The organism is Oerskovia paurometabola, from assembly GCF_016907365.1.
GTDB lineage: Bacteria > Actinomycetota > Actinomycetes > Actinomycetales > Cellulomonadaceae > Oerskovia > Oerskovia paurometabola.
Genome location: NZ_JAFBBV010000001.1, coordinates 2773274 through 2786833 on the forward strand (window position 1 = coordinate 2773274; position 13560 = coordinate 2786833).

Here is a 13560-nt window from a genome sequence, read left to right on the forward strand (position 1 = left end):
CCCGCCCCTCGTCACGAGGGCCGGGGCTGTTCGCATTCGTTGCTGCAATTCTGCTGCACGAACGCGTTGCGCATCGTCAAGACCTGGCAAAATTCGCAGGTGACAGGGGTAGGGCAGGTGGGGCTTGAACCCACGACCGGCGGATTATGAGTCCGATGCTCTGACCGACTGAGCTACTGCCCCTCGGCGGACAAGCGTACCGGCAGGCGAGCGCTGGACGGGCGCGCGGGCAGTACCGTGTCTGGCATGGCTCTGTTCGCCCGTAGCTCCCTGCCCGACGACGCCCGCAGGTCCCTGCGCCTCGCCCCGAAGGACGCGGTGCTCGCTTCCGCGCAGCTCGTCGGCGGGTCGTGGGCGGTCGCGACCCGCACCGTCCTGGCCACGACCGGGGATGCCGCAACCTCGCGCCCGTGGTGCGACGTGGACAAGGCGGGATACGACCCGGCCACCGCGTCGATCACGGTCGAGTGGGTCGACGGCACCGCTCCCCTGATCCTGCACTTCGCCGACGTCAAGCGCACCGCTCTGGCCCAGACGGTCCGGGAACGGGTGCAGTCCTCGGTGGTCCTCGCGGAGGTCGTGACGCTCGGTGGCGGGCGCTCCGCCAAGGTCGCCGTCCGCCGTGACAGCGACGGCTCGCTCTTCTCCCAGGTCGTCGCCGAGGCAGGCGTGGACCTGGAAGATGCCCGGACGCGGGCTGTGATCGACGCCGCGGAGGACCGGGTCCGATCGATGTCCGGACTACCCCTCTGATGCTGATAGAGTTTTCTCCGGTCGCCCAACCGGTGAAGATCGGTGGGTGAGCGGTCCCGCGTAGCTCAGCTGGCAGAGCATCCGACTGTTAATCGGACGGTCGTAGGTTCAAGTCCTACCGCGGGAGCAGGACACGAGGCCCCTGGTCTGCGGAAACGCAGACCAGGGGCCTTCTGCATCTCCCCTGACGAGGCACCACGATCCGGCGCCCGGCCGACCGCCCCACCGCGATGTGACCTTCGTCGCACGGCGCGACCGTCGACCGCAGGTCGCGCAGGGAACCCCCACGCCCCCGGATCCTCAGACCCGCTCGCGCAGCTCCCGGCGCTCCTTCTCGACCGACAGCAGCTCGGCGAATGCGGCCCCGTACGCGTCGGGGTCGGCGGCAGGGTCGAGGCGTTGCAGGCGGCTCTTGGCGTCCGCGACGCGCCGCGTGAGACCCAGGTCCACGAACGCCTTGATCACGCCCTGGACGTACCCCTGGATGACGTTCTCGCGGTCCTCGGGCAGAGGTGCGACGGCGAGCTGGTTGACGATGCCCCGCACGGTCTCGGGCGACTGGTCGATCACGTGCTCGACCCACTGCCCCGCGGGGTGCGCGGCGGCGCCCGCCATGCCGCCGGCGGCCCGGATCGCGTCGTGCACGGCCCGCCAGGCTGGCGTCGCGAACGCGGTCTCGGAGAACGCGTCGAACTCCTCGGCCGGCACGTACTGCGGGTACTGGAGCGCGACGAGGAGCGCCTGCCGCTCGAGGCGGGCCACGGGGTCGCGCGGGTCGGGCTGCGCGAAGACGGGACCCGACGGCGCCGCGGAAGCTCCGTCGTCGGGCGTGGGAGCGACCGGGCGGACCGGGGCCGGGAGCGTCTGCGGGACCCCGCCCTTGCCCGCCGCCGCGACCGCGCGCCGCACCGACTCGGAGTCCATCCCGATCCAGCCCGCGAGCATGCGCGCGTACTCGGGCCGCAGGGCCGTGTCGCGGATGCCCGCGACGACCGGGGCCGCCGCACGCAGCGCGGCCACGCGCCCCTCGGCGGTGTCGAGGTCGAACGTGGCGAGCGTGGTGCGGATGACGAACTCGAACAGCGGCTGGCGCCCCTCCACGAGGGCTCGGACGCCCTCGGGGCCGCGCGCCATGCGCAGCTCGCACGGGTCCATGCCGCTGGGCTCGACCGCGACGAACGTCTGGGCGTAGAAGCGCTGGTCCTCGCCGAACGCGCGGACTGCGGCCTTCTGGCCCGCGGCGTCGCCGTCGAACGTGAAGACGACCTCTCCGCCGAGCGACGCGCCCGACGCGAGCTGGAGCCCGCCCCCCGCGGTCGTGTCCCCGAGCAGCCGGCGCACGATGCGCGCGTGGTCGGTGCCGAACGCCGTGCCGCACGTCGCGACGGCGGTCGTGATCCCCGACAGGTGCGCGGCCATGACGTCGGTGTACCCCTCGACGACCACGACGCGCTTGTTCTTGGCGATCTCGCGCTTGGCGAGGTCGATCCCGTAGAGCACCTGGGACTTCTTGTAGAGCGTGGTCTCCGGGGTGTTGAGGTACTTGGGCCCCTGGTCCTCGTCGAAGAGCTTGCGCGCGCCGAACCCGATGGTCTCGCCCGTGACGTCGCGGATGGGCCACACGAGGCGGCCGCGGAAGCGGTCGTAGATGCCGCGCTGGCCCTGGCTCATGAGGCCCGACGCGACCAGCTCCGCCTCGGTGAACCCGCGCCCGCGCAGGTGGCGCAGGAGCGAGTCCCAGCCGGTCGGGGCGAACCCGACGCCGAAGCGCTCGGCGTCCGAACGGTCGAAGCTGCGCTCGGCCAGGAACGTGCGCGCGACCGTGGCGCCCGGCGCGAAAAGCTGCTCGGAGAAGTACTGCGAGGCCACACGGTGGGCCTCGAGCAGTCGCTGGCGCTTTCCGGGCTCCTCCGCGCGGCGAGGCCCGCCGCCCTCCTCGTACCGCAGCTGGATGCCGACGCGGTCCGCGAGGTACTCGACGGCCTCCGTGAAGGTCATGCCGTCGATCTTCTGCACGAACGAGATGACGTCGCCGCCCTCGTTGCAGCCGAAGCAGTGCCAGCGCCCCACCTGGGGGCGGACGTGGAAGGACGGGGAACGCTCGTCGTGGAAGGGGCACAGGCCCTTGAGCGACCCGACGCCGGCGGGCTTGAGGGTCACGTGCGAGGACACGATCTCGTCGATCCTCGCGCGTTCGCGCACCGCGTCGACGTCCTCGCGTCGGATCAGACCTGCCACGTACCCGAGTGTAGGTGCCGCCACCCACGTGTCACGCCGAGCCCGCTCCCGAGGCGGCCCGGACCACGCCCCGACCCGCTCAGGAGGACGCGAGCTGCAGCAGGCGAGCCCGCGATTCCGCGCACCGTCGGGCGTACGCGCCCGGGGTGTGACCGGTCACGGAGACGAAGTCCACAGCCAGGTGCGCCTGGTCGTAGTAGCCGACGTCGACCGCGAGCGCCGCGAGGTCCTGACCGGGGTCGGCGGCCAGGCGCTCGGCCGCGAGGTGGACGCGGTGGCGTTGCAGGACCCACTTGGGGCCGACGCCGACGCGCTCGCCGAGGAGGCGCTGGAGGCTGCGCGTGCTGGTGCCCGCGACGCGCGCGAGGTCGGCGACGCGAGCGTGCGGGCCGAGCTCGCCCGACGTCGCGGCGTCCAGCACGCGCGAGACCTGGGGCAGCGCGGGGTCGGGGGCGAGCCGGTCGCGCAGGAGGTCCGCGAGGACGCCGACGGCGGCCTGGTCCTGGCCGCGCTCGGCGAGCGCGAGGGCCCGCGCCCCCGCCTCGTCGGCCCCCTGCCCCAGGACGCCCGACGCCGGCACGGACGTCCCGCGCGCCACGGCCAGCGCGCCGGGGCGCAGCTTCGCGGCGACGACGACGCCGGCCCCGAGCAGCGTCCGGTCGAACAGCCCGTCGGGGATCCCGTGGGCCACGAACCCGCTCGGCTCGGCGACGAGGTTGACGCACGGGTGCGGGATCACGGTCTGGGTGAACGACTCCCCGACCGGCAGGTCCCAGCGCACGAGCCAGAACCAGTCGACACGGTCCGCGAGGTCCGCCGGGGCGGGCAGGCGCTCGAGCGCGAACGCCCGGCGCGCGGCCGCGGGGTCCACGACGCCGTACGTGGTGGACGGGACGCCGGGGCCGCCGGGGCCACCAGGGCTGCTCGGGGCACCGGCGGCGCCCGCGGGTTCGTGTCGCATTCCTCCAAGACTGCCACCGCGCACCCACACGACGATGGAGCCGACGCACCACGAACCGGCAGCACCCACCACTGGAGGAACCATGGACATGTCAGCCCTGCACCCGAACCTGGCCGTCTCCGACGCGCGGGCCGCGATCGACTTCTACACCGCGGCGTTCGGCGCCGAGGTCGACGACGTCATCACTGCCGGCGACGTGATCATCCACTCCGACCTGCGCCTGCCCACGGCGTCCGGCTTCTCGACGTTCACGGTCGCCCAGGAGTTCCCGGGCGCCGGGTCGGTCGCACCGGATCCCGAGGGTCCGACACCCGTGTCGTTCACCGTGCCCGTCCCGGACACCGATGCGGCCTACGCCCGTGCGACGGCCGCGGGCGCGACGAGCACGTCCGAGCCCGCGGACTGGTTCGAAGGATTCCGCCAGGCCTCGGTGCGCTGCCCGTTCGGCCACCGGTGGTACTTCACGACGGTCGCCGACTCGGTCACGGCCGAGGACGTCCAGCGCGCGAGCGACGCCTGGATGAGCGAGCAGCCGGCGGGCTGAGCCGGTCGGTCGCCCCGGCGGCCGGCCGAGGCGGTCGACCGGCTGGGCGGGCACGAGTGGGCACGGGCGGTAACGTCCTGCCCATGACGATCGACGCGCACCCCGGGAGCATCCGCCTCTGGGGTGCTCCGTCGTCCCCCGACGAGCCGTGGGTCGAGTACCGGGCCCCCGAGGGCCGTCTCGTCGCGGACCCCTGGAGCCTCGCGACCATCGTGTTCGAGCCCGGGCACGCCCGCGAGTGGCCGGGCGAGGTGCACCACGAGCACGAGCTCGTGTGGTGCGAGGGCGGTCCGCTCGACGTCGAGACGCAGGGGCGCCGGTGGCTGGTCCCGCCGACGCTCGGCATCTGGCTGCCCGCCCGCACCCCGCACAAGGTCCGGGCGGATCCCGACGTGACGGTCTACGCCACGTACCTCAACCCCGACCAGGCCGTCCCCCGGTGGGACAGCGTCGTCGGCGTGCCCGTCACTCCCCTGCTGCGTGAGCTGCTCCTGCACGGCCGCACGGCCGTCATGCCCGACGCGAGCCGCCACAACCTCCAGGCCCTCGCGGTCGAGCAGATCGTGCCGCTGCCCGCCGCGAGCATCGAGCTGCGCATGCCGCGCGACGTGGACCTTCGCCACGTCACGGAACGCCTGCTCGCGACCCCTGGGGACGGTCGCTCGCTCGACGCCTGGGCTTCGGAGATCGGCACGAGCCCGCGCACGTTCATGCGCCGGTTCGTCGAGGAGACGGGGCTGTCGTTCGCGCAGTGGCGCATCCTCGCACGCACGGGCGCGGCACTCGTCCTGCTCGCCGAGGGGCGCCCGGTCCGCGAGGTCGCCCGCGAGGTCGGGTACTCGAGCCCGAGCACGTTCGTCAGCGTCTTCCGTCGCACCACGGGCATGTCGCCTGCTGCGTACGCACGCCTGCTCGGAGCGCCCGGCCACTGACCGGTGGCGGGAAACCGGTCATCGCTGGCAGGATTTCTCGATCCCGCCCGGGTTAGCCTCACCTTCGTCGAGCCAACTAAGGCTAGGCTCATCTAACTAGCGGGCGTCGAGTCGCACTGCGAGACGCCTGACGGAGGACCCTTTCATGACCCCGACCACCACCCGCCGTCGCACCGCTCCCCGGCGCCGTCTCCTGGGCGCCGTCGCTGCGCTCACGACCCTGGCCGCGCTCGCGGCCTGCTCGACGGGAGGGACCGACGGCTCGACGCCGGCCCCCGCGGGCGGAGCCGGCGTCGCCGCCACGCACCTCGCCGAGGCCGACGCGTTCCCGGTCGAGATCGAGCACACGTACGGCTCGACGACGATCGAGGCCGAGCCGCAGCGCGTCGTGACGATCGGCTGGAGCAGCCAGGACGCGGTCGTCGCGTTCGGCAAGGTTCCCGTGGGCATCGAGAGGTTCACCGGCCCCGGCATCGAGGACGACATCCTGCCGTGGCTCACCGAGACCTTCGAGGGCGCCACACCCGAGCTGCTCACGAGCAACCCCGACGTCCCGTTCGAGCAGATCGCTGCGCTGCGGCCCGACGTGATCATCGCGGTCTACTCGGGGATCACGGACACGGCCTACGAGCGCCTCTCCGAGATCGCCCCGACCGTCGCGTTCCCGGGCTCCGCCTGGGAGACGTCGTGGCAGGACCAGACCACGATGATCGGGGCGGCACTGGGGCAGCCGGCCAAGGCCGACGAGCTCGTCGAGGGCGTCGGGAGCAAGGTCGCCGAGACGGCCGCGGCCCACCCCGAGCTCCAGGGCAAGACCATCACGTACGCGATGAACGGCGAGGGCGGCCTCATCGTCTTCTGCCCCTCGGACCCGCGCATCGAGCTGCTGACGCAGATCGGGCTCGCACCGTCCCCCGGCACCCTCACCGTCTGCGGCGCCGAGGACGCGTCGTCGGTCTCGGTCAGCTCGGAGCTCATCCCCACTCTCGACGCCGACGCGTTCATCCTCATCGACGTCGACGAGACGGTCTACGACACCCTCCTGGGCAACCCGCTGTTCGCGGCGCTGCCCTCGGTCGTCGACGACCGCGTGATCCGGGTCGTCGGCATGGACTACGCCATGGCGACCTCTGCGCCGACCGTCCTGAGCATCCCCTACGCGCTCGACGAGTTCGTCGCCCAGCTCACGACCACCCTCGGCTGAGCAGCCCACCGACAACCACGAACGCCCACGAGCACCCACGAGCACGGCGACGGCCCGACCCCACCCGGGGCCGGGCCGTCCTCGTGCAGCAGGTCAGCGCGGGCCCGAGACCCACCGCTCGTGGAGCTGGTACGCGCTCACGTCGGTGAGCGACGCGACCTGGTCGACGACCACCCGGAGGCGAGCGGCGTCGTCGGGCGCCTCGACCCAGTCCGCCGCGAACGGCGCCTCGAGCGCGTCCGGAGCCTTGTCGATGAAGACTCCGACGAGGTCCGCCAGGACCTGCCGCTGCTGGTGGTGCAGCGGCTCCTGCTCGCGCGGGGCCATGACGTACGCGACCGCCATGCCCTTGAGCGCGAGGATCTCCGCGGACGTCGTCTCCGGGACGACGAGCCGGGCCGAGTAGCGCGTGAGCGGACCGTCTCCGTACTCCTCGCGCGTCGCGGTCTGCGCCGACCCGCTGAAGCGCCCGATGAGCTGGCTCGTGGAGTCCTTGAGGGCCGCGAGCGCCCGGCGGGACCCGTCGAACCCGCGCATCAGGTGGCCGGTCGCCTCGAGCCGGGAGATCGCCGCGTCGAGCTCGTCCGCGGTGTACGCGTCGCCGTACCAGGCGCGGACCGCGGCCACGACGCGCGCCCGCTCGTCGGGGTCCGCGAGGACGGCGAGGTCGAGCTTGCCGCCCACGATCGCGTCCTCGACGTCGTGCACCGAGTAGGAGATGTCATCGGCCAGGTCCATGACCTGGGCCTCCATGCACTTGACGTGCTCGGGGGCCCCCTCGCGCAACCACGTGTAGACGGGCACGTCGTCGGGGTAGACGCCGAACTTGTGCGTCGTGGTCCCGTCCGCGCGCAGCGGCCCCTCGCCCCGGCGCCACGGGTACTTGACGCTCGCGTCGAGGCTCGCGCGGGTCAGGTTGAGGCCCACCGGGGTACCGTCCGCGGCGAAGACCTTGGGCTCGAGGCGCGTCAGGAGCCGCAACGTCTGGGCGTTGCCCTCGAAGCCGCCGTGGTCCGCCATGATCTCCGCGAGCGCCCGCTCGCCGTTGTGCCCGAACGGCGGATGGCCCAGGTCATGGGCGAGGCACGCGGTGTCGACGACGTCCGGGTCGCACCCGAGCGCGCGCCCCATCTCCCGGCCCACCTGCGCGACCTCGAGGCTGTGCGTCAGGCGCGTGCGCACGAAGTCGTCGGAGCCCGGGCCCAGGACCTGGGTCTTGGCACCGAGCCGACGCAGCGCCGAGGAGTGGACCACGCGCGCACGGTCCCGTTCGAAGGGCGTGCGGGCCTTGCTCTTGGGCGGCTCGGGGACCCAGCGCTCGACGTCGTCAGCCGAGTATCCGAGGGCGCTTCCTGGCATCGTGTGGGGCACGGGTCCCACCCTATCGACGCGGCGGGTCGCCGTGGTGCTCGTCCCCAGGGCTCCGTCGCGGGCCGCGGCGGCTCAGGCCTCCTCGGCCCGCGCCTGGAGCCCCCGGTAGACGCCCGTGCGCAGCTCGACCTCCCAGACGTCGGCCGTCGGCATGCCGAGCAGGTGGGCGACCTCGATCTCGGCCTCGACGTCGTACGGCACGCGCACGAGCTGGAGCCCGAAGGGCCCTGGCGCCTCGTCGTCCAGGCGCCCCTCGAGGATCGCGTAGCACGGCACGGGCTCGTCGAGCGGGTTGCCCACGCTGCCCACGTTGAACAGCGTGCGCCCGTCGCGCACCTCGACGTACGCGTCGTGGACGTCGCCGTAGCCGACCATGGTGGGCTCCGGCCCCGGACCCGTGAGGTCGGTCGCGCGGAACATCGCGTCGAACTCCTCGTCGCTGTGGTGGAAGTGCACGCGTGTGTGCACGCTGCCCGCGGGGGCGTGGAACAGGCGGATCCGGCGACCGCTCAGGAGCACGTCGTGGCTGAGGGGCAGGGCCGCGAGCCACGCGAGCTGGTCGGGTCGCAGCTCGCCGTGCCACCAGCGCATCTCGGCCGGTGCGTCGGGCGGCGTGACGGGCAGGAAGTCGTCCCAGTTGCCCCGCACGTTCACGGCGCACGCCTCACGACAACGGTCCACGACGGCGCTGCCCCGCAGCCCCTTGCCGACGTAGTCGCCGAGGTTGACGACGTGCGTGATGCCGCGCGCGGCGATGTCCGCGAGGACGGCCTCGAGGGCCGTGAGGTTGCCGTGGACGTCGGACACGACGGCGATCCGGTCGAGGGTCATGCGGGGATCCTGCCACGGCGACGATCTTGCCGAGAAGTGAGCAGATGCCCCTGGCCACAGCGGCTCAGGGGCATCTGCTCACTTCTCGTCACGGGGCCCAGCACACGAGCAGGCTCAGGCGAGCCGCCACACCCCGACGCCCGGGCCGTCGCCGGCCACGTCGAGGCCCGCGGCCGAGACGTCGAGACCCAGGTCGCCGTGCAGCCGCTCGGCGTCGGCGCCCGCGAGCAGGTGCCGCGGCAGGCGCGCCCCGCCCCACGTGTCCCGCGCCACGACGACGAGCACGCGCTCGTCGAGCGTCTCGCGCAGGTACGCCACGGCGTCGTCGTCGACCACGAGCCAGCGCAGCCCGCCCTCGCGCAGCGCCCGGCTCCCCCGGCGCAGCGCGACGAGCCGCCGGTAGACCTCGAACGTGTCGCCGTCCCAGCGGTCCGGGCGGTCCCACGGCATGGGCACGCGCGCGTGCTCGCCGTTGATCCCCGTGAGACCCACCTCGTCGCCCGCGAACATCACGGGCGTGCCGGGGTAGGTCAGCAGGAGCGTCGCGGCGACCTCGACCATCGCGGCCGAGCCCACGATCGAGCGCAGGCGCGGGGTGTCGTGCGACCCGAGCATGTTCCACTGGCGGGAGGTGACGGACCACGGCAGCACGGCGTCGAAGTCGCGCATGGTCTCGACCATGCTGCGCCCGCCCCGTCGCGGTGTCGTCACGGGCAGCCCGAGGAACGGGACGGTCGAGTCGTGCGGCGCGAGCCACGTCCAGATCGGGCGCGTGAACGCCGAGTAGTTCATGTTGGCGTGCCACCCGTCGCCCGCGAGGTCGAGCGAGGCGTCGTGGAAGTGCTCGCTCACCAGGACCGCGTCGGGGTTGATCGCGGCCATGGTCGCGCGGATCCGGCGCGCGATCTCGAGCGTGCGGTCCTCGTCGGCGTAGCGCCCCGTCATGTTCGCGACGTCGATGCGCCACCCGTCGAGGGCAAAGGGCTCCCCCAGGTAGCGCCCGACGACGGAGCCCGGCCCGTCGATCATCCTCGCCCCGAGCGTGGACGAGCCGTAGTTGAGCTTGGGCAGCGACGCGTGCTCGAGCCAGCCCACGTATCCGGGCTCGCCCGGCGTCCAGTAGAACCAGTCGCGTTCGATGCTCGACTCGTCGGCGTGCGCGCGCTCGAACCACTCGTGGCCCGCGCCCGTGTGGTTGGTCGTCAGGTCGCCGAGGAGCCGCATCCCGCGCGCGTGCACGGCCCGCGAGAGCGACGCGTACGCCTCGTCGCCGCCCAGCAGCGGGTCGACGTGGTCGAACGTGCTCGCGTCGTAGCGGTGGTTGGACCGTCCCGGGAACACCGGGGTCAGGTAGACCGTCCCGACGCCGAGCGACTGCAGGTGGTCCAGGTGCTCCTCGATCCCGCGCAGGTCACCGCCGTAGTACTGCGTCCCGACGCCGGGCCCGGCCGCGAGCGGCTCGTCGTCCCAGGCGGCCGGCTGCGCCCAGTCCGGCACCGGTCGCGAGCCGGCCTCGGCCGAGCGCGCGAACCGGTCCGGGAACACCTGGTAGACCACGCCGTCGCCCATCCACGACGGGGCGGGCGGGTGCACGGTCAGGCGGAAGTCCGCGGCGTCGGGCACGTCGCGGTCGAAGACCCCGCGCCCGTTGAGCCACCGGTACCCGCCCGGGACGTCCAGGAAGAACCGGTAGCTCGTGACCGGGTTGTGCACCAGGACGTCGGCCGCGTACCAGGACTCGTGCTCGTCCTCCCGCTCGAGCCGGGCCTCCGCCAGACGCGGCTCGCCGTCGCGCACGGTCCGCAGCCACACGGCCCGGACCTGCGCGTCGGCAGCGCCGGGCACCCGTGGCACGCGCACCCGGACCGGGACCACGTCCCCCAGGGCGGGCGTGCCACCGGGCACGTAGACCTCCGAACCGTCGTGGTGCGCGGTCAGGGCGACCACCTCGCGGGGCGAGGCGGCCCTCCCGGCGGACGTGACGTCGTCGGGCACGGTGGTGCTCACGGGTCAGCCCTTGACCGAGCCGGCCGTCAGACCGCCCACGATGTACTTCTGCAGGTAGAGGAACAGCGCCAGCACCGGGAGCGTCGAGATGACCGCGCCCGCCGTGAACAGGCCCCAGTTCGCCTCGCGCAGCGACGAGACCCACCCGTACAGGCCGACCGCGAGCGTCCAGTTGGCCTCCGAGGTCAGGACGATGCGGGCGATCATGAACTCGCCGTACGTGCTGATGAAGGACAGCAGCGCCACGACGGCCAGGATCGGCGCCACGAGGCGCAGGATGATCGTCCAGTAGATCTGGGCGTGCGTCGCACCGTCGAGCTTCGCGGCCTCGTCGAGCTCGCGCGGGACCGTGTTGAAGAACCCGTACATGAGGAACGTGTTCACGCCCAGCGCGCCGCCGAGGTACACGCAGATCAGCGCCAGCTTGCTGTCCAGGCCGAGGGCCGGGACCACGTCACCGAGGCTCAGGAGCAGCAGGAAGATCGCGATGAACGCGAGCATCTGCGGGAACATCTGGATGATCAGCAGCGACGTCAGGCCGGTGCGGCGCCCCGTGAAGCGGAACCGCGAGAACGCGTACGCCGCGGCGGCGCCCATGAGCACCGTGCCGACCGACGTCGCGACCGCGATCACGAGCGTGTTGAGCATCCACGTCCAGAACAGCGAGTCGCCGAGCTCCGCGTAGTTCACCGAGCTCACGTCGGCGAAGAGCGAGTTGGAGCCCGTGAGGGTGCCGTTCTCCGACAGCGACGCCGACAGGACGTAGACCAGCGGGAACGCGGAGAACACGACCGCGACGACGCCCACGAGGTGACGCCAGCCGAGCTCGCTGAACCAGCGGCCGGGCTTCATGCGCGTACGGCCCTCGGGACCGGACGCACCGCCCGAGGACGAGCCCGCCGAGCCGACGGGAGCGGAGACAGAGGTGGTCGCCATGTCAGTTGATCTCCTCGAACTTGCGGGTGCTCCGGAAGGCCAGGGCAGAGATGGTGCCGACGATCACGAAGATGACGATCGACAGCGCGCTCGCGAGCCCGAAGTTCTTCGGAGCCGACCCGTCGACCCCGGAGATCTGGTAGACCATCGAGATCAGGATGTCGGTGTGCCCCAGCGGGACCGAGGCGTCCCCGAACCGTGGACCGCCCCCGGTGAGCATGTAGATGAGCGTGAAGTTGTTGAAGTTGAACGCGAACGACGAGATCAGCAGCGGCGCCGTGGAGATGAGCAGCAGCGGCAGCGTGACCGAGCGCCAGGTCCGCCAGCGGCCCGCGCCGTCGATCTTCGCGGCCTCCATGACGTCCGACGGCAGCGACTGCAGCGCGCCCGTGCAGATCAGGAACATGTAGGGGAAGCCGAGCCAGAGGTTCACGAAGAGCACCGAGAGCTTCGCGAGCACCGGGTCGGTGAGCCACGGGATCTCCGCTCCCCCGAGCAGGACCTCGTTGATGAAGCCGAACCGCGTGTTGAGCAGACCCGACCACAGCAGCGCCGCGAGGAAGCCCGGGATCGCGTACGGCAGGATCATGAGCACGCGGTAGATCTTGCGACCGCGCATGCGCACGTCGTTGAACGTGATCGCGAGGAACAGTCCCAGCAGGAACGTGGTCGCCACGGACCCGATCGCGAAGACGAACGTCCACGCGAGGATCTTGACGAAGGGCTGCGCGTAGCGCCCGTCGGAGAAGGCGGTGACGAAGTTGTCGAACCCGACCGCCACGCGCCAGCCGACGGCGAGCGTCGTGCCGTCCGCGGCCTCGAACTGGCCGTCGTCGTTGGGGGTGTAGACCGTGCCGGTCGTCGTGTCCGTCATGGTGTCGCTCGCGTCGTCGTACTCGAGCGTCGACGTGTAGACGAACCCGGTCATCGCGTCCGGGGTACGGATCGACCCGTCCTCCGGGTCGTCGGACACGGGCACGCGGAGGTTCGTGACCTCCTCCTGGCGCTGGAGCACCTGGCCACGCTCGAGGACCGTGTACCCGGGGACCTCGGTCGCGCGGCCGGCCTCGACCGTCGCGTCCTCGACCACGGTCAGGGGCTGCTCGGCCGAGCCGACCTCGACGTCTCCGTCAGGGGTGACGATCGCGAAGGCGAGCGTGCCGCCGTCCTCGACGACCGTGAGCGGGGCCGACTCGGAGCCCTCGACGCGGCGCTCGTTCTGGACGAGCAGGGCCTCGATGGCCTGCTCCTTGGTCGAGTTGTGCCCCGTGCCGTAGTTGGTGAAGGCGATGTAGCCCGTGTAGGCCACCACGAAGATCTGATAGGCCAGCAGGAAGATCAGGCCCGGCAGGATGTACTTGAGCGGCAGCGCGCGCTTGGAGAAGTAGACCCAGTTGGCCGCGATCAGCATGGCCGCCGACGCGGCGAGGATGCCGTACGACTCGGCCGTCCACGCGGACCAGACCACGTACACGCCCAGCGCGTCGATGACGGCCATGAGGGCGAGCTTGGCGAAGAACCCGGGGCTGTAGTTCCGGGCGTGCGACCCGTCGCGGTCCCGGCGCGGGCGTGACCGGCGGGGCCCCTCGGGCGGCCCGGAGTCCTCCGGAGCGCCGACGGCGGTGTCGGTGGGCGTGATCTGTGGGGCGGACATCGAGCCTCCGTAGTCGTGCGACACGGGTACCGGCCCGCGTCATGGGGCTGGCGCAGCGCCGCTCGTGCGGGCTGCGCCGACGACCCGCGGCCGTGGCGCCCGTCGGGGCGCCACGGCCAGGGTGTCAGG

11 protein-coding genes and 2 tRNA genes are annotated in these 13560 nt (G+C 72.3%); 5 read left to right on the forward strand and 8 right to left on the reverse strand.

The features are described 5' to 3' along the window. Positions 1-109: 109 nt before the first annotated feature. Positions 110-183, reverse strand: a tRNA-Ile gene (locus JOD48_RS12590). A gap of 63 nt (positions 184-246) precedes the next feature. Between JOD48_RS12590 and JOD48_RS12595 the strand changes: the two genes are divergently transcribed. Together JOD48_RS12595 and JOD48_RS12600 are read left to right on the forward strand one after the other, a co-directional pair. Continuing rightward, complete coding sequence (locus JOD48_RS12595) at positions 247-753, forward strand: hypothetical protein (protein ID WP_204809399.1); 507 nt, start codon at positions 247-249, stop codon at positions 751-753. 54 nt (positions 754-807) lie between these two features. After that, a tRNA-Asn gene (locus JOD48_RS12600) sits at positions 808-880 on the forward strand. A gap of 173 nt (positions 881-1053) precedes the next feature. Here the strand turns inward: JOD48_RS12600 and dnaG are convergent. Both dnaG and JOD48_RS12610 read right to left on the reverse strand, forming a co-directional pair. Continuing rightward, positions 1054-2991, reverse strand: coding sequence for a DNA primase (dnaG, locus tag JOD48_RS12605; protein ID WP_204809401.1), 1938 nt, complete (start codon positions 2989-2991; stop codon positions 1054-1056). Between the two features lie 79 nt (positions 2992-3070). After that, positions 3071-3952 (reverse strand): AraC family transcriptional regulator, encoded by an 882-nt coding sequence (locus JOD48_RS12610; RefSeq protein ID WP_204809403.1) that lies wholly within the window; start codon positions 3950-3952, stop codon positions 3071-3073. Between the two features lie 88 nt (positions 3953-4040). Between JOD48_RS12610 and JOD48_RS12615 the strand changes: the two genes are divergently transcribed. The 3 genes from JOD48_RS12615 to JOD48_RS12625 all read left to right on the forward strand — a co-directional run bounded on the left by JOD48_RS12615 (position 4041) and on the right by JOD48_RS12625 (position 6632). Further along, entirely contained in the window at positions 4041-4496 is a 456-nt protein-coding gene (locus JOD48_RS12615) for a VOC family protein (protein ID WP_191789003.1), read from the forward strand. 83 nt (positions 4497-4579) lie between these two features. After that, positions 4580-5428, forward strand: a complete 849-nt coding sequence (locus JOD48_RS12620) for a helix-turn-helix domain-containing protein (protein WP_204809405.1) — start codon at positions 4580-4582, stop codon at positions 5426-5428. A gap of 145 nt (positions 5429-5573) precedes the next feature. Next, positions 5574-6632 carry an iron-siderophore ABC transporter substrate-binding protein gene (locus JOD48_RS12625; protein ID WP_204809407.1) on the forward strand — a complete coding sequence of 353 codons (1059 nt, stop codon included), beginning with the start codon at positions 5574-5576 and terminating at the stop codon, positions 6630-6632. A 93-nt stretch (positions 6633-6725) separates the two neighbouring features. Here JOD48_RS12625 and JOD48_RS12630 read toward each other — a convergent pair whose 3' ends face one another. The 5 genes from JOD48_RS12630 to JOD48_RS12650 all read right to left on the reverse strand — a co-directional run bounded on the left by JOD48_RS12630 (position 6726) and on the right by JOD48_RS12650 (position 13431). Further along, complete coding sequence (locus JOD48_RS12630) at positions 6726-7991, reverse strand: deoxyguanosinetriphosphate triphosphohydrolase (protein WP_191789160.1); 1266 nt, start codon at positions 7989-7991, stop codon at positions 6726-6728. Between the two features lie 84 nt (positions 7992-8075). Beyond that, positions 8076-8834 carry a metallophosphoesterase family protein gene (locus tag JOD48_RS12635; RefSeq protein WP_204809409.1) on the reverse strand — a complete coding sequence of 253 codons (759 nt, stop codon included), beginning with the start codon at positions 8832-8834 and terminating at the stop codon, positions 8076-8078. Positions 8835-8948: 114 nt separating this feature from the next. Next, positions 8949-10781, reverse strand: coding sequence for a glycoside hydrolase family 13 protein (locus tag JOD48_RS12640; RefSeq protein ID WP_204810574.1), 1833 nt, complete (start codon positions 10779-10781; stop codon positions 8949-8951). A gap of 63 nt (positions 10782-10844) precedes the next feature. Continuing rightward, positions 10845-11777, reverse strand: coding sequence for a sugar ABC transporter permease (locus tag JOD48_RS12645; protein ID WP_191795401.1), 933 nt, complete (start codon positions 11775-11777; stop codon positions 10845-10847). A gap of 1 nt (position 11778) precedes the next feature. Then, entirely contained in the window at positions 11779-13431 is a 1653-nt protein-coding gene (locus tag JOD48_RS12650; RefSeq protein WP_191788998.1) for an ABC transporter permease subunit, read from the reverse strand. Positions 13432-13560: the final 129 nt, after the last annotated feature.